At 31.0% G+C, this 14,745-nt stretch carries 21 protein-coding genes and 2 tRNA genes; 20 read left to right on the forward strand and 3 right to left on the reverse strand.

The window, feature by feature from the left end; genetic code table 11:
- The first annotated feature begins 196 nt into the window (after window positions 1-196).
- From F7B34_RS06930 to F7B34_RS06960, 7 genes are all read left to right on the forward strand, one after another.
- The gene (locus F7B34_RS06930; RefSeq protein WP_292461103.1) at window positions 197-1,453 is read left to right on the forward strand and encodes a sodium:proton antiporter; all 1,257 of its coding nucleotides are present in this window, start codon (window positions 197-199) and stop codon (window positions 1,451-1,453) included.
- Window positions 1,454-1,486: 33 nt separating this feature from the next.
- A complete protein-coding gene (locus F7B34_RS06935; protein ID WP_292461104.1) occupies window positions 1,487-2,809 on the forward strand; it encodes a nucleotide sugar dehydrogenase in 1,323 nt (440 codons plus the stop codon).
- Between the two features lie 15 nt (window positions 2,810-2,824).
- Entirely contained in the window at window positions 2,825-3,964 is a 1,140-nt protein-coding gene (gene wecB / locus F7B34_RS06940; RefSeq protein WP_292461105.1) for a non-hydrolyzing UDP-N-acetylglucosamine 2-epimerase, read from the forward strand.
- A gap of 169 nt (window positions 3,965-4,133) precedes the next feature.
- Entirely contained in the window at window positions 4,134-4,442 is a 309-nt protein-coding gene (locus F7B34_RS06945; RefSeq protein ID WP_292461106.1) for a hypothetical protein, read from the forward strand.
- 66 nt (window positions 4,443-4,508) lie between these two features.
- Entirely contained in the window at window positions 4,509-4,691 is a 183-nt protein-coding gene (locus F7B34_RS06950; protein ID WP_292461141.1) for a hypothetical protein, read from the forward strand.
- A 178-nt stretch (window positions 4,692-4,869) separates the two neighbouring features.
- Complete coding sequence (locus F7B34_RS06955) at window positions 4,870-5,736, forward strand: Mrp/NBP35 family ATP-binding protein (RefSeq protein ID WP_292461107.1); 867 nt, start codon at window positions 4,870-4,872, stop codon at window positions 5,734-5,736.
- Window positions 5,737-5,894: 158 nt separating this feature from the next.
- Window positions 5,895-6,929, forward strand: coding sequence for an MnmC family methyltransferase (locus F7B34_RS06960; protein WP_292461108.1), 1,035 nt, complete (start codon window positions 5,895-5,897; stop codon window positions 6,927-6,929).
- 14 nt (window positions 6,930-6,943) lie between these two features.
- Here the strand turns inward: F7B34_RS06960 and mptN are convergent, their stop codons facing one another.
- Window positions 6,944-7,813 carry a tetrahydromethanopterin:alpha-L-glutamate ligase gene (gene mptN / locus F7B34_RS06965; RefSeq protein WP_292461109.1) on the reverse strand — a complete coding sequence of 290 codons (870 nt, stop codon included), beginning with the start codon at window positions 7,811-7,813 and terminating at the stop codon, window positions 6,944-6,946.
- Between the two features lie 308 nt (window positions 7,814-8,121).
- On the opposite strand from mptN, the gene F7B34_RS06970 reads away from it, so the two are divergent.
- The 13 genes from F7B34_RS06970 to F7B34_RS07030 all read left to right on the forward strand — a co-directional run bounded on the left by F7B34_RS06970 (window position 8,122) and on the right by F7B34_RS07030 (window position 13,802).
- Window positions 8,122-8,206: transfer RNA gene (locus tag F7B34_RS06970), tRNA-Ser, on the forward strand.
- A 96-nt stretch (window positions 8,207-8,302) separates the two neighbouring features.
- The gene (locus F7B34_RS06975; RefSeq protein WP_292461110.1) at window positions 8,303-8,755 is read left to right on the forward strand and encodes a 30S ribosomal protein S13; all 453 of its coding nucleotides are present in this window, start codon (window positions 8,303-8,305) and stop codon (window positions 8,753-8,755) included.
- Window positions 8,756-8,816: 61 nt separating this feature from the next.
- On the forward strand, window positions 8,817-9,353 hold the full coding sequence (locus F7B34_RS06980; protein WP_292461111.1) for a 30S ribosomal protein S4: 537 nt from the start codon (window positions 8,817-8,819) through the stop codon (window positions 9,351-9,353).
- Window positions 9,354-9,393: 40 nt separating this feature from the next.
- A complete protein-coding gene (locus F7B34_RS06985; protein WP_292461112.1) occupies window positions 9,394-9,768 on the forward strand; it encodes a 30S ribosomal protein S11 in 375 nt (124 codons plus the stop codon).
- A 91-nt stretch (window positions 9,769-9,859) separates the two neighbouring features.
- Entirely contained in the window at window positions 9,860-10,447 is a 588-nt protein-coding gene (locus F7B34_RS06990) for a DNA-directed RNA polymerase subunit D (protein ID WP_292461113.1), read from the forward strand.
- A gap of 32 nt (window positions 10,448-10,479) precedes the next feature.
- On the forward strand, window positions 10,480-10,842 hold the full coding sequence (locus F7B34_RS06995; protein ID WP_292461114.1) for a 50S ribosomal protein L18e: 363 nt from the start codon (window positions 10,480-10,482) through the stop codon (window positions 10,840-10,842).
- A gap of 52 nt (window positions 10,843-10,894) precedes the next feature.
- The gene (locus F7B34_RS07000; protein ID WP_292461115.1) at window positions 10,895-11,308 is read left to right on the forward strand and encodes a 50S ribosomal protein L13; all 414 of its coding nucleotides are present in this window, start codon (window positions 10,895-10,897) and stop codon (window positions 11,306-11,308) included.
- A 13-nt stretch (window positions 11,309-11,321) separates the two neighbouring features.
- Complete coding sequence (locus F7B34_RS07005; RefSeq protein WP_292461116.1) at window positions 11,322-11,726, forward strand: 30S ribosomal protein S9; 405 nt, start codon at window positions 11,322-11,324, stop codon at window positions 11,724-11,726.
- A gap of 92 nt (window positions 11,727-11,818) precedes the next feature.
- Entirely contained in the window at window positions 11,819-12,028 is a 210-nt protein-coding gene (locus tag F7B34_RS07010) for a DNA-directed RNA polymerase subunit N (protein ID WP_292461117.1), read from the forward strand.
- Between the two features lie 25 nt (window positions 12,029-12,053).
- Window positions 12,054-12,131 (forward strand) — tRNA-Pro (locus F7B34_RS07015).
- A gap of 204 nt (window positions 12,132-12,335) precedes the next feature.
- Complete coding sequence (locus F7B34_RS07020) at window positions 12,336-12,503, forward strand: DNA-directed RNA polymerase subunit K (RefSeq protein ID WP_292461118.1); 168 nt, start codon at window positions 12,336-12,338, stop codon at window positions 12,501-12,503.
- Between the two features lie 69 nt (window positions 12,504-12,572).
- Window positions 12,573-13,532, forward strand: coding sequence for a hypothetical protein (locus F7B34_RS07025; protein WP_292461119.1), 960 nt, complete (start codon window positions 12,573-12,575; stop codon window positions 13,530-13,532).
- A gap of 81 nt (window positions 13,533-13,613) precedes the next feature.
- Window positions 13,614-13,802 carry a 4Fe-4S dicluster domain-containing protein gene (locus F7B34_RS07030; protein WP_292461120.1) on the forward strand — a complete coding sequence of 63 codons (189 nt, stop codon included), beginning with the start codon at window positions 13,614-13,616 and terminating at the stop codon, window positions 13,800-13,802.
- Between the two features lie 79 nt (window positions 13,803-13,881).
- Here F7B34_RS07030 and hypC read toward each other — a convergent pair whose 3' ends face one another.
- Both hypC and F7B34_RS07040 read right to left on the reverse strand, forming a co-directional pair.
- On the reverse strand, window positions 13,882-14,145 hold the full coding sequence (gene hypC, locus F7B34_RS07035) for a HypC/HybG/HupF family hydrogenase formation chaperone (RefSeq protein WP_292461121.1): 264 nt from the start codon (window positions 14,143-14,145) through the stop codon (window positions 13,882-13,884).
- Between the two features lie 51 nt (window positions 14,146-14,196).
- Window positions 14,197-14,718 (reverse strand): YqaA family protein, encoded by a 522-nt coding sequence (locus F7B34_RS07040; protein ID WP_292461122.1) that lies wholly within the window; start codon window positions 14,716-14,718, stop codon window positions 14,197-14,199.
- Window positions 14,719-14,745 lie beyond the last annotated feature (27 nt).

A 14,745-nucleotide genomic window follows, 5' to 3' on the forward strand; every position in this document is an offset into this window, starting at 1 on the left:
ATCATATATATTAATCTTATTAAAAATATTTCTTTACATATATAGAATATATTTCATATTTTTAAAAATATAAGTATTTATGTTTTATAATAAAATTAAAATTTTAACATAAATAAATAAAAAACAAAAATTTTATATCTTTAAATTTAAAATCTTTTTATATATTTTTTAGTTATAATAAAAATAAGGTGTTTAAATGGAACTAGCCACCACAATTGGATATATTTCATTGTTGTTGATATCTGGCTCAATTATCGCAAAAATAGGGGAAAAATTAAATATTCCTGATATTCCCTTACTTTTGATATATGGTTTAATTGTGGGTCCTTTTTTAGGAATTGTCCCTTCAAGTTATGCCCAAGGTATTTTTGGATATGTTGCCAATATAGGATTAATAATTATTTTGTTGGGTGGAGCATTTGAAATGAGATGGATTGTATTAAAAAGAGTTTTAAAAACTGTTTTAAAATTAGATACCATAGCATTAATTGGTTTGTTGGGAATCTCTGGACTTATATATAATATAATATTTAAAATTCCTTATTTCAACCCAATAGGGTATTTATATGGTGCCATAACATGTGCCACTGACCCTGCAACATTGATGCCAATATTTTCTAAATCAAATATTAATCCAGAAATTGCAATAACTCTTGAGGCTGAGAGTGTATTTAATGACCCGCTCGGCATTGTGGCTACAACTATGGTCTTGGCTACAATGGGTTTAACCAAAACTGTTAATCCTGTACTTAATTTTTTAAGTCTTGCAGTTGGTGGAATAATCCTTGGAATTATCGGCGGAAAAATATTTGAAAAAAGCATTTTATTTTGTGATTTTAAAGAATATGTGGCACCTCTAAGTATAGGTATGGCTATGGCACTGTGGTATTTTGGAGATAAGATATTCCCATATATTACAGGCTACGAAATAAGTGGATTTATGGCAGTGGCAATAATGGGTCTTTATCTTGGAAATACATTAACAAAATATCCCAATAAATCCAAAGATGTTGAAAATATAGTTAAATTTTGTGATGATTTATCTACTCTGGTAAGGATATTAATTTTTGTATTTTTGGGGGCAAGTATTAATTTTTCCATTCTTACAAATTACTGGTTTATGGGTCTTATATGTGCAATAGGTTCGATATTTGTTGCGAGACCAATAGGTGTATTTATTGCAACTTCAATACCTCCTTTTAGTTCTTTAAAGGAGAGATTGTATTTTGCATTGGAAGGTCCAAGAGGTGTAGTTCCAGCTGCATTATCTGCAACAGTATATGATGCAATAATGGAAAACCCCCATTTAATTCCACAGGAAATTGTAAAATACATGCCTGCCCAGGAAATTGCAAGTTCCATACTTGTGGCAACATTTATGACCATACTGTTAAGTGTAGTTATAGAGGCTTCATGGGCAGATATATTGGCTAAAAAACTTTTTAAAGAATAATTAAATTTTTTATAATATATATGTGGTGATTATATGAAACAATTGAATACTATTGGCACTAAACAGAAAAAAATAAATAAAATTTGTGTGATTGGATTGGGATATATTGGACTGCCAACAGCTTCAATGCTTGCAAATCATGGTTATAGTGTTATAGGGGTAGATATTAATAAAAAAAGAGTGGAAGCTATAAAAAATGAAGAATTAGTAATTGACGAGCAGGGTTTGATGACACTTGTGAAGGGGGCCATAAACTCTGGAAACTTAAAAGTTAAGACAGAACCTGAAGAAGCAGATGCATTTATAATCTGTGTTCCAACACCCATAATATATAACAGTAAATATAATAATAACGAAACTCCAAAATGTGATTTAACCTATGTTTTAAGTGCTGTTGAGAATATAAAACCCTTTTTAAAAGATGGAAATCTCGTATTGATAGAGAGCACAATCCCGCCAAAAACAACGGAAATGATTTATAATTTAATTGATAAAAATATATATATGGCATACTGTCCAGAAAGGGTGCTGCCTGGGAAGATATTAAAGGAACTCGTGGAAAATGATAGAATAATAGGAGGCATAAATGAGGAATCCGCAGAGCTCGCAAGGGAAATATACAAATCTTTTGTAGATGGAGATATATATTTGACAAATTCAACTACCGCAGAAATGGTAAAATTGATGGAAAACACATATAGGGATGTAAATATAGCACTTGCAAACGAATTTGCAAAGGTGTGTAATGAGATGGATGTTAATGTTTGGGATGCCATAAATCTTGCAAACAAACATCCGAGGGTAAATATATTAAATCCTGGACCTGGGGTTGGGGGACACTGTATAAGTATAGACCCGTGGTTCATAGTGGAAAAATCTAAATATGCTGACCTTATAAAAAAGGCGAGAGAATTAAACGATAATATGCCAAAATATGTTTGCAATTTAATCGTAGAAGAATTTAAAAAATTAAATATCAATAATCCAAAGGTTGGTATTTTTGGAGTAACCTATAAAGGAAATGTGGATGATACAAGAGAAAGTCCTGCAAAAAAGGTAATAGAATGTCTTTTATCAAATAATTTTGAAGTTTCAATATATGACCCCCATGCAAAGATTTTTGAATATCCTTTGAATAAATTGGAGGATTGCATCAGTAATTCAGACTGCATTATAGTTTTAACAGACCATGATGAGTTTAAGAATTTTAAAAAGAACGATATATCTGAAATATCCAAATTAATGAGAAACAAAATTGTAATAGATACTAAAAATATTCTAAATCATAATCTTTGGAAAGAGTCTGGATTTGAGGTCAAGTTATTAGGCGATGGAACAGCATGGAGCGTTAAATGATTTTTTGGTGTTAGGATGAAAATTGGAATAATACTTGGAACACGTCCAGAAATAATAAAATTATCTTCTATTATAAGGGTGCTGGAAAAATTAAAGAGCGATAAAAAATTAAATGATACTTATAATAATATCAATAATATGAATTATTTTATTATCCACACCAATCAGCATTATTCTGAAAATATGGATAAAATCTTTTTTAAAGAGTTGAATCTCCCAGCTCCAAACTACAATTTAAATGTTGGTTCCGGAACACACGGAGAACAAACGGCAAAAATGCTAGAAGGTATTGAAAAAATATTGATAAAAGAAAAACCTAATGTAGTGATTGTTCAGGGAGATACAAATACCGTTCTTGCAGGGGCTCTCGCATCATCAAAATTAAAAATAAAAGTGGCACATGTTGAGTCAGGTTTAAGGAGCTACGATAGAAACATGCCTGAGGAAATAAATAGGGTTCTTACCGACCATCTATCCGATTACTTATTTACTCCAACGGAAATTGCAAAGAAGAACCTATTGAAAGAAGGTATTGAACAGGAAAAGATTTTTGTTGTAGGTAATACAATCGTAGATGCCACACTTCAAAATATCAAAATTGCTGAGGAAAGGGATGATATAAAAAACTTTATAAAAACATTATCCAATGGAGAGGAATATTTTTTATTAACCCTTCACAGAGCAGAAAATACAGATAATAAAGAGCGATTGAAAAATATAATTAAAGCAATAGGCGAAATAGCAAAATACCACAATAATAAAATCATTTTTCCCATTCATCCAAGGACGGAAAATAGATTAAAGGAATATAATTTATTTGATGAAATAAAAAATAACAAAAACATAAAAATAATTGAACCAGTGGGGTATTTGGAGTTTTTAATGCTTGAAAAAAATGCAAGATTAATTTTAACTGATAGTGGAGGAGTTCAAGAGGAAGCTTGCATTTTAAAAGTTCCATGTATTACATTAAGGGACAATACGGAAAGACCTGAAACAATAAATGCTGGAAGTAATATTTTAGTTGGAGCAGATAAAGAAAAAATTATCAATGGAGTTGAATTAATGCTAAAAAAAGAGAGAAATTGGAAGAATCCATTCGGTGATGGAAATAGCGGTGAGAATATTATTAAAATATTGTTAAATCAAATATAAGTTATATTATCTTTTATTTTTATATTTTATTATTGTGTATAATTATGGCATTATATTACACAAAAACAAAAACTTTATATATTTTAGCACATATGGGATATAATGTAAATAAAATAACTATAAAATATAATATTTAATGTATCATATTAAAAAATATAAAGGTGATATAATGTTTGGATTTGGAAGAGGATTTAGAGGTAGAGGATTTTTTGGTTTTAGATATTTTGCAAGAGCTCCGTTAAGCAACGAAAGATATGAATATGTTGGAACATGCAGATGTGGGCTTGGACCACATGCATATTATAGAGATAGAAGAACTGGAAGTATTATCCCAGCAGCAGCAATGTATGGATATGATGCACCAACAGCAGTAGTTCCTGAAACTGAATTATCTGATAGATTGAGATATTTGGAAGAAGAAAAGAGATATTTAGAAGAGGAAATAGCTAAATTAAAAGAATCTTTAAAAAAAGAGTAAATAAAGAGAAATAAAATAATAATCTGTAAAATGAAATTATAAAATTAAAGTGGAAAAATGACAGAGATGAAAAAATTTAAATGTTCAAAATGCGGTGAAATTATAGAAATTCCATACGGCATTCCAAAACCTGAATCATGCCCACACTGCGGAGCTCCTGGCATATATATTCACAGAATAGATGAAGGAGGAAGAGGTTTAGGTCCTGGAAGAGGTAGAAGGTGTGGAGCAAGAATGGGAAGGATGTAAAATAAATGTTATTATAATATAATTTATATTAATATTTTATTTTAATATTTTTTTAAATGTAGGATAATATAATTTAATAGATGCCCATATTAATATATTTAATTTAATAAATTAAAAATAATGCAATATATTTATATATGGGAAGTATATATTACATAAAAAATTATTTGGTGATGTTATGGCAGAATGCGATGGAAAATGTGATTCCTGCCCTTCAAGTAGTTCATGTTCAGATGTTAAGAAAGCTATAGAGATGCAGAATGCAAAAATAAGAGAAAATATGGGAAAAATAAAACATAAAATAGCTATTTTAAGTGGTAAAGGTGGTGTAGGTAAATCAACAGTTACAGTAAATTTAGCAGCCACATTAAATACAATGGGTAAAAAAGTCGGTGTATTGGATGGTGATATTCATGGTCCAAATATTCCTAAAATGCTTGGTGTGGAAGATGTTCAACCTTTTGCCGATGAGAATGGAATATATCCCATTACAACACCAGAAGGAATAAAAACAATGTCAATTGGTTATTTTTTACCAAATAAAAATACTCCTGTAATATGGAGGGGTCCAAGAATAAGTGGAGCGGTTAGGCAGTTTTTAAGTGATGTTGTTTGGGGGGAATTAGATTATCTATTGATAGACACTCCACCAGGAACTGGGGACATTCAAATTACAATTATGCAAGCCATCCCAGATATCGATGGAGTGATTATAGTTACAACCCCAGAGGATGTAGCAGTTCTCGATGCAAGAAAATCTGCAATAATGGCAAAGGAATTAAAAATGCCAATATTGGGGATAGTAGAAAACATGGGTGGCTTTGTATGCCCCCACTGTAATAAGGTTGTTGATATATTTGGAAAAGGAGGTGGTGAGAAAGCAGCCAAGGAATTGGATGTTGAGTTTTTGGGTAGGATACCTCTTGATATAAAGGCAAGAGAGGCATCTGATAAAGGTATTCCTATGGTGTCTCTTGACTGCACCGCAACAGAGGAATTTAAAAAGGTTGTTAAGAGGGTTGTTGAGAAGGTTGAGAATAAGTAATTATTTAATTATTACCTAATATTTATTACTCAATATTTAATCTACGTCACTGGGGTAATTATTCTTCTATTTTTCATTTTTTTAAATAAATGTATATTTTAGTTTTATTTTTAATTAACAGTATTTATTTATTGATTATTATCATCTTAGGTGTAATTATGCTCCCAAACAAAACTGCACTAAAATTGATTAAAAAGTATATAAATATCTTTAAAGAAGGGAACAATATTGACGAATTTAAAAAAGAACTGATAAACAATCTTTTAAATAGTAGAGTGCTTGTTAAAACTGATGATGGGACATATACTTTGGTATCGGAGGAAGAATATGAGCTCATGCACTCACGAATCGGAGCTCTAACTGAAAGCGTGGAAAAATTTGCAATACCTTCAAATTTAAAAAATATGGATAATCCCAAAATATTGGATTTATGTAGTGGAATGGGGTATAATGCCATAGCGGCACTTCATTTTAATAAAAACTGTAAAATTGACATGGTAGAATACAGTGAAGAAACGCTTTTTTTGTCTTTATGTCTAAATATTCCATATAAGGAGCATGAATTAATAAAGGAAGTAATAAAAGATTATTTTTTGAATAATAATAGCAATAATAAAAGAATAAATTTGCATGTAGGGGACGCTAGAAAAATTGTTAAAAATCTAAATAAAAAATATAATATCGTATTCCATGATGCATTTTCACCACAGAGGGATGCAGTTTTATACACTGTGGATTTTTTGAAGGAAATTTATAATAAAATGAATGATGATGCTGTTTTAATTTCCTATTCTTCATCGATTCCTTTTAGAAGCGCTTTGGTGGAGGTTGGTTTTATACTATCAGAAGGAGCTTCCGTTGGAAGAAAAAGAGGTATAACAATTGCATATAAAAATCCTTCATCAGATAGAGATTTAAAAAGAATCTCAGAAGTTGATGAACGATTAATAGCTCTTTCAACAGTTGGTGTTCCCTATCGGGATAGTGATTTAGATTTAGACCATGATGCAATAGTAATGAATAGGGAAGTGGAGCGGAAAAAATTAAAAGAAGAATTATCGAAAATAGATAGATATTATTCCACAAAAAAGGTAAAACTTGGTAAAATAGATGAAAAATTTTTGAATATTCAGAAACTTGATTCAAATTCCTCAGAAATAATAAAGAGGATGAAAGAGGAGTTAAGAAACTAAATTATATTAAAATATTAAATTAAATCATCTAAAACATAATCTATTAATTTCTCAGTTATATCTACCTCAGAAATCCTTGAAAGTGCCTCCCATGAAGGAGCTCCATTAACTTCAATTACCTTTAAACCATCTTTACTTTCCATTAAATCTACTCCCCCATATATCAGCCCAGTTGCATTTTTTGCTTTTATTGCGAGCTCTCTTATTTCATCGGTGATTTCGCATTTTTCCGCCTTTCCATTTTGGTGGATGTTTGTTATCCAATTGTCAGATACTCGATACATTACAGATACAACTTCATCTCCAATAACAAAAGCCCTGATATCCCTGTAAATATCATGTGGATTGGTTATAAATTCCTGAATGTAAAATACGCCATGTTTTTTTTTGAATTCATTTAACATGTTTAGCTTAGAAATTAGGGTTTTATTTTTTAACCTGACAATGCCTTTTCCCTGATTTCCAAATAATGGTTTTAAAACACAGTCTTTAAACTTTTCTGACCACATTAGAGCTTTGTCAATATCTTCTGTAATTACTGTTTTTGGATGAGGGATATTGTTTATATTCATTAACATAGATGTTCTGTATTTATTACCTGCGTTTTCAAGTCCTGCTGTGGGATTTATTAATGGAATATAATATTCTATATATCTAAGGACATCAAATCTATAATAATTGGACATATCGCCAAGGTTTCTAACAAATGCACATTTTAAATCTGAAATATCATCTTTATTATGTTTAAATTTAACATCCATACCTGTAAAAGAAGCAATTTTGGATGGTTTAATATATACAGGAGTTATATCTTTCTTCTTCATAACTCTTTCTAATTCACAAGTAATCCAATCTTTTTCTTCCGATATTATTCCCATTTTCATATTTTCACGTTGATATTTTTATCAATATTTAAAATAATCTTTAAAATATATAATATAAACCTCTTCTTTTATAATAAAATAAAATTGGGATGATAAATGATGACAGGATGATAAAGGATAACAATGATAATAAAATCGAAACTTATATATACTAAATTATAGTTTATATTCAGTAGGTATTAAACACGGAAAATTTAATGATTATTGTAAGTTAATAGATAAACACGAAATATATGTTAAATGGTATTCCAAATATATCTAAAAGTATATATATGAGCAGTTATTATAACTGATTTAACAATTTGTTTGCAGAGGTAGTCTAGCTCGGAAAGGCGTGGGACTGGAAATCCCATGGGGCTTTGCCCCTCGGGGGTTCAAATCCCCCCCTCTGCGCTTTTTATTTTCTATTAATATTTTGCTATAAATATATAGTATTGTATTATATTTAGCGTTATAAAACACGATTATTATCTCTCGGAGGTGCAGACATTGACTCAAACAGAATTCAAACACAGAATTAGAATATCAAAAACAGATATTACTGGTGAGTATCCATTGGAATATGCCTTACAGGATATAAAAGGAATCGGTAGGGCAATGGCTAAGGCAATATTGAGAATCACCAAATTGGATGGAAAACAACAGGCAGGTTATTTATCGGATGAAGATGTTCAAAAAATAGAGGAAGTTTTAAAAGACCCTGCGAAACACGGCATTCCATCATGGATGTTCAACAGGAAAAAAGATACCTACACAGGTGAAGATAAACACTTGATTGAATCAGACTTAGTGCTCACAGTTCAGGAAGATATAACCACTATGAAAAAGATTAGATGTTATAGAGGAATAAGACACGAATTAGGATTGCCATGTAGAGGGCAGAGAACAAGAGGTGCATTTAGAAGAGGTTCGATAGTAGGAGTTAAGAAGAAAAGGAAATAATTTAAAATAACTTTTCTTAAAATTCATAAATAAATAATTTAAAAGGAAAAAAGGTGAAAAAATGGGTGACCCAAGAAAATTAAGTAAAAAATACGATACCCCCAATCATCCATGGATTGGAGAAAGAATAAAAAGAGAAAGAGAATTGGCAATAAAATATGGATTGGTAAATAAGAAAGAATTTTGGAAAATGGAAACAAGATTAAGAACATTTAGGAGACAGGCAAGAAGATTAATAAGCGACACAACCGAACAAGGTGCAAGAGAAGCTACCCAGTTATTTGGAATTTTGAAAAGATATGGTATTTTAGTTAAGGAAGATGCTACATTGGATGATGTTCTCTCATTAAATGTTGAAAGTATCTTAGATAGAAGATTGCAAACCTTGGTATTTAGAAAAGGACTAGCAAAAACACCAAAACAAGCTAGACAATTTATAGTTCATGGTCATATTGCAGTAAATGGAAGAAGAATAACTGCACCAAGTTATTTAGTTCCAGTTGATGAAGAGGATTTGATATCATACACACCGACATCACCATTAGCTTCTGAAAATCATCCTGAAAGAACAGAGGTAGTAAGTGAGGATAACAACTAATTTAATCAAAAAATCAATAAAATAAAAATAAGGTGATTTAATGAGTGAGAAATGGGGCGTAATCCATATTTATGCGTCATACAACAACACAATTATACATGTTACAGATATTACAGGAGCAGAAACAATTGCAAAAATTTCTGGTGGTATGATTGTAAAAAACCAGAAAGATGAGTCATCCCCTTATGCTGCGATGCAGGGTGCATTTAAAATAGCAGACATGATAAGAGAAAAAGGAATAGAAAAAGTTCATGTAAAGGTAAGAGCTCCGGGTGGAAACAAATCAAAGAACCCAGGTCCAGGAGCTCAGGCAGCTATTAGGGCATTGGCAAGAGCAGGGATTAGGATTGGAAGAATAGAAGATGCAACACCAATTCCACATGATGGGACAACCCCAAAGAAAAGAAACAGATAATTTAATACATTTCCTGGGTTGATAAGGATATAATAATTCATTATTACAAATCCCCCTCACTTTCAGGATAATGAAACTGTTGGTGGTATCTTTGATAAATAACATTCAAAAAGAAAAAACAAAAATTGGGGAAAGGCTTAGATTTAATCTGAAAGCCCCATTATCTTTTTCCAGTGCATTGAGGAGGATAATGATTTCAGAGGTTCCAACCTATGCCATTGAAAATGTGTATTTTTATGAAAACACATCCTCAATGTATGATGAATTGATTGCACACAGGCTAGGATTGATACCTATAAGGGGAAAACCAGTTAGTAGTGATGAAGTAATTACCTTTGCACTTATTAAAGAAGGTCCTTGTGTGGTTTATTCTGGTGATTTGGAATCAGAAGCAGGGGAAGTGGTATTTAAACACATACCAATTGTTAAATTAAAAGAAGGGCAAAAATTGGAATTAGAATGTGAAGCTCTGGTGGGCGTAGGAAAAACCCATGCAAAATGGCAACCATGCAATGCCATTTATAAACAAATAGATAAGGATGAAGTGGAGTTTTTAGTAGAATCTTATGGGAATATGGATTCTGAGGACCTCTTAATATCATCAGTGGAAGTATTAAAAAACAAGGCTGAAAAATTTCTAGATGAGCTGGAAAGTTTTGAAATAAATGATGCAGAATAATATGCATAATATAGAATAATAATGGTGAAATCATGAGAAAATTGATGGCTACCAATCCAAAAATCGTTGAATTGGTTCAAAATCTTAAAGTAGAATCTTACAAAAACGATGCAAAAATTTGGAGAGACATAGCTAAAAGATTATCAAAACCTGCTAGAAGAAGAGCAGAAGTTAATATAAGCAAGATAAACAGATATACAAAAGATGATTATGTTGTAATCGTTCCAGGTAAAGTTCTTGGAGCTGGAAAATTAGGACACAAAGTAACTGTTGCGGCATTTTCATTCTCAGAAAGTGCTAAGAAAGCAATTGAAGAAGCTGGCGGAAAATGTTTAACCATTGAAGAGTTAATTAAGGAAAATCCAAAAGGTTCATTGGTAAAAATAATGGCTTAAATAATTAGATAATTATATATATTAAACACGAAAAACCAAATTAGGTGAAATTATGGTTGTTATAGATGCAGAAAATGCAGTTGTTGGAAGATTGGCATCTTATGCGGCAAAGCTCGCGTTATCAGGGGAAAATGTTGTTATCGTAAATGCTGAAAAGGCAATAATGACAGGAAACAAAGAATATATATTTGAGAAATACACTCAAAAAAGAAATAGAAAAAGTATTACAAATCCTAGAAGAATGGGTCCAAAATACCCAAGAAGACCTGATGACATTGTAAGAAGAATTATAAGGGGAATGGTTCCATACAAAAAGCCAAAAGGAAGAGATGCTTTTAAAAGAATTAAGGTTATGGTAGGAGCTCCGGATGATGTAAATGTTGATGTGGTATTAAATGAAATGCCAAATACAAATAAATATGTAACAATTGGAGAACTTAGTAAATACTTGGGAGCTAAATTCTAATTGAGGTGATTAGGTGAAAGTAATTCATACAGTAGGTAAGAGAAAAACCGCTATTGCAAGAGCTACTGCAAAGGAAGGCAAAGGTAGAATTAGGATAAACAAAAAACCAATAGAAATAATTGAACCAAAATACATTAATGCAAAATTAATGGAACCTGTAATATTGGCAGGAGATGCTATTAATAACATAGATATTGATATTACAGTTAAAGGTGGAGGTATTGCTGGTCAAATGGATGCAGCAAGAACTGCCTTAGGTAAAGCAATTGTGGAATATACTGGAAGCATGGAGATAAAAGAGAGATATTTGGAATATGACAGAACCATTCTTGTTAGTGATGCAAGAAGAACAGAGCCACACAAACCAAGTAAATCCACAAAAGGTCCAAGAGCTAAGAGACAGAAATCATACAGATAAATTTATAATTTTTTTATTATTATCTATTTTGTATCGCATTAAGGAAATAAGATATTTTAATTTAGTTATTTCATACCATTTGGTGATATGTTATGGTAATGTTTCCAATTAGATGTTTTTCATGTGGTAATGTAATATCAGAAGTATATGAAGAATATATTTCACGATTAAAAGATGGGGAAAAACCTGACGAGATATTGGATGATTTAGGAATTAAAAAATACTGTTGTAGAAGGATGTTTATATCCCACAGAGTAGATAAAGACGGCAGGGAATTGTTCGATGATATTATGGAATATTAATTTAAATATACCATATTTACTTATTGGGACTGTGGGGTAGCCTGGTCCATCCTGTGCGTCTGGGGGGCGTGCAACCCGAGTTCAAATCTCGGCAGTCCCACCATTTATATTTACTTATTATTCATTATATTTCAAATACTAGGTTCCAAAACGAACGAAGTGAGTTTTGGATTTTTGATGCAACTTTTTCTAAAAGTTGCGTTTGAATCTAAGCAGTCCCACCATTTATATTTACTTATTATTCAACCATTATTTGTTGCACATGTTTATAGATATGATGATATAAAAATAAAAAAGCGTGATTCTAATGAAATGCACAAAATTTGAAAAGGCGAGACTCATTGGTGCAAGGTCTTTGCAGATTTCTAATGGGGCTTTTTTGACCATAGATGCAGAAAAACAATCCTCATTGGACATTGCTATGGAAGAATTTGAAAAAGGAAAAATTCCGCTAAAAGTTAAAGCCAACAAATAATTAAAGATTTCCACCGCATTTAATTCATGATTATAAATATTTTCTTTTTAAAATATGTAGGGGATTTTTGTGGAAGATGAGACCACTATTGAAAGAATTACTGCAAAAAAAGTTTTTAAAAATTCAAAAATAAGTGTAAAAATAACAACATTAACGAGGACTGGAATAGGTTATGATATTATAGATGTAGAAAATCCCGATTATGTTGTTTCAGATATAGAAAACATAATCGCACCTGAGCTCGTGGGGTATCCGGCATCTGACCAAGATTTTATAGATTCCATTATCTGTGGCACATCAGTTGATAATCCAAATACCACCATGGGAGTTTCTATAAGTATATCAAGAGCTGCTGCAAATAGTCTCGGCATGCCTTTGTTTAGATATGTTGGAGGTTCATTATCTACGGAATTGCCTGTTGTAGGCTGTTCTCTTTTGACAGACAATAGCAACGAATTAATAGCCATACCCATGGCTGAATCCATTGATGAAATGATAACCTGCTATGAAAAAATACTATCGGAGCTCTCTTCCAAATACAATACAGTAAATATTTATGGGGAGTGCGTATGCAACAATATTTTTGATGAATTAGATGATTTTAAATTTATATTAAATGATATATCAGAAGAGGAGGATATTAAAATACTTGTAGGAGCTTCAATATATGAGTATGAATATGCCGAAAATCAAGATATTTACGAAAAAATTTCTAGTTTAGATTATTTAGAGAGTCCTGAAATCGTGGAATTTGACGGCACACTTGCCATAGATGGCATTGATGAAGCAGCCGATTTTTCTAAAATAGAACCCTATACAATGGGAACACTAACTGAAATGTATCACTATATAAATTATATATTGGACAAAGGACTGACTCCTATAATTATGAGCAATAACACTTCATTTTCACATATTGCAGTGGGATTAAGGGTGCCATTTTTAAGGAGCAATATTAATTCAAATGTTTTAAATGAGTTATGGGATATTGAAAGAATATTAAATAATCCAAATGTAAATAGATTTTAAATGGAATAAAAAAATATAAATACTGCGTATATTATATAGGAAATATATTTCCTAATTTAATAAATAATTAAGGGGTGAATTATGAGTGTAGTAATTGATTATAATAAATGCGATGGTCCAGAATGTGCAGAATGTGTAAATGCATGTCCAATGGAAGTATTTGAAATTCAAGATAATAAAGTTGTAGTAGTTAGGGAAGACGAATGCACCTTTTGCATGGTATGTGAGGATGTGTGCCCAGCAGGGGCAGTAAAAGTTAAAGAAGATTAATTTTATTATTTTATAATTTTATAATAATATAATATTTTTAATTATTTTAAGATAGATATATATACTTATTCTAATTATATTATTCTTTTTCCTCTTTTACTCCTTCCATTTTATCAAGAGCATCAAATAATTCTTCCCAAGTATCTAGGCTTATTTTTGCATCTTCTTCACTCATAACCTCTAAGGCGTATCCAGTATGTATAAGTATGTAATCCCCTATATTCACATTTTCAAGAAGTGCTAGTTTTGCCTTTTGTTTAACCCCTTTATATTCTGCGATAGCATATTTTTCTCCATCTTCTTCATATATTTTTACAACCTTACAAGGTATTGCCAAACACATAAAATCACCAAAATAAGATAATAAGTATTATAATTATTATTAATGATAATTCTATAAATGTATATAGCTTAGAATATATTTAAAAATATCGGACATATTTGTAGAACCCAATAATACAAATGGCAATATAATTAAACCATGTTTTATTATTCTACTTAAAAATACTGCAAGTATATATCTTTTAAATGGCATTTCAAAAGCACCACAAACCCAGCACATGATTTCAAATGGCAATGGGGTAAAGCTTATAACTATAAATCCTACAATTCCATATTTTTTAAAAAAATTTTCTCCCTTTCTATAATCCTCTTTACTGAATAATTTTAGTGCCAATTTTTCTCCATATTTGGATGCCAAATAATAGGTAATTACAGACCCAGCAGTAGTGCCAAATGCACCGGCAAGTAGCACATATTTCCAGTCAAGACCCAGTGCTATTCCTGCTATCATGAATATTTCCGTTGGTAATGGTTGGAATATCGGTTCTGAAAATCCTATTAAAAATATACCCAATATCCCATATTCATTAACAAGTTTAAACCCAATGGTTTTGAATATTTCAAAATCTATCATGTTTTTCCTTTTTATATAATTTTAAAT

Origin of the sequence: Methanothermococcus sp. (assembly GCF_015523155.1) — an archaeon.
In the GTDB taxonomy this organism is placed as follows: Archaea; AGJL01; Methanococci; order Methanococcales; family Methanococcaceae; genus Methanofervidicoccus.

What these genes read in the sequence shown, in the direction of transcription:
- F7B34_RS06930 (WP_292461103.1), top strand. Translation starts at nt 197, where the DNA reads ATGGAACTAGCCACCACAATTGGATATATTTCATTGTTGTTGATATCT.
- F7B34_RS06935 (WP_292461104.1), top strand. Translation starts at nt 1,487, where the DNA reads ATGAAACAATTGAATACTATTGGCACTAAACAGAAAAAAATAAATAAA.
- wecB (WP_292461105.1), top strand. Translation starts at nt 2,825, where the DNA reads ATGAAAATTGGAATAATACTTGGAACACGTCCAGAAATAATAAAATTA.
- F7B34_RS06945 (WP_292461106.1), top strand. Translation starts at nt 4,134, where the DNA reads ATGTTTGGATTTGGAAGAGGATTTAGAGGTAGAGGATTTTTTGGTTTT.
- F7B34_RS06950 (WP_292461141.1), top strand. Translation starts at nt 4,509, where the DNA reads ATGAAAAAATTTAAATGTTCAAAATGCGGTGAAATTATAGAAATTCCA.
- F7B34_RS06955 (WP_292461107.1), top strand. Translation starts at nt 4,870, where the DNA reads ATGGCAGAATGCGATGGAAAATGTGATTCCTGCCCTTCAAGTAGTTCA.
- F7B34_RS06960 (WP_292461108.1), top strand. Translation starts at nt 5,895, where the DNA reads ATGCTCCCAAACAAAACTGCACTAAAATTGATTAAAAAGTATATAAAT.
- mptN (WP_292461109.1), bottom strand. Translation starts at nt 7,813, where the DNA reads ATGAAAATGGGAATAATATCGGAAGAAAAAGATTGGATTACTTGTGAA.
- F7B34_RS06980 (WP_292461111.1), top strand. Translation starts at nt 8,817, where the DNA reads ATGGGTGACCCAAGAAAATTAAGTAAAAAATACGATACCCCCAATCAT.
- F7B34_RS06985 (WP_292461112.1), top strand. Translation starts at nt 9,394, where the DNA reads ATGAGTGAGAAATGGGGCGTAATCCATATTTATGCGTCATACAACAAC.
- F7B34_RS06995 (WP_292461114.1), top strand. Translation starts at nt 10,480, where the DNA reads ATGAGAAAATTGATGGCTACCAATCCAAAAATCGTTGAATTGGTTCAA.
- F7B34_RS07000 (WP_292461115.1), top strand. Translation starts at nt 10,895, where the DNA reads ATGGTTGTTATAGATGCAGAAAATGCAGTTGTTGGAAGATTGGCATCT.
- F7B34_RS07010 (WP_292461117.1), top strand. Translation starts at nt 11,819, where the DNA reads ATGGTAATGTTTCCAATTAGATGTTTTTCATGTGGTAATGTAATATCA.
- F7B34_RS07020 (WP_292461118.1), top strand. Translation starts at nt 12,336, where the DNA reads ATGAAATGCACAAAATTTGAAAAGGCGAGACTCATTGGTGCAAGGTCT.
- F7B34_RS07030 (WP_292461120.1), top strand. Translation starts at nt 13,614, where the DNA reads ATGAGTGTAGTAATTGATTATAATAAATGCGATGGTCCAGAATGTGCA.
- hypC (WP_292461121.1), bottom strand. Translation starts at nt 14,145, where the DNA reads ATGTGTTTGGCAATACCTTGTAAGGTTGTAAAAATATATGAAGAAGAT.
- F7B34_RS07040 (WP_292461122.1), bottom strand. Translation starts at nt 14,718, where the DNA reads ATGATAGATTTTGAAATATTCAAAACCATTGGGTTTAAACTTGTTAAT.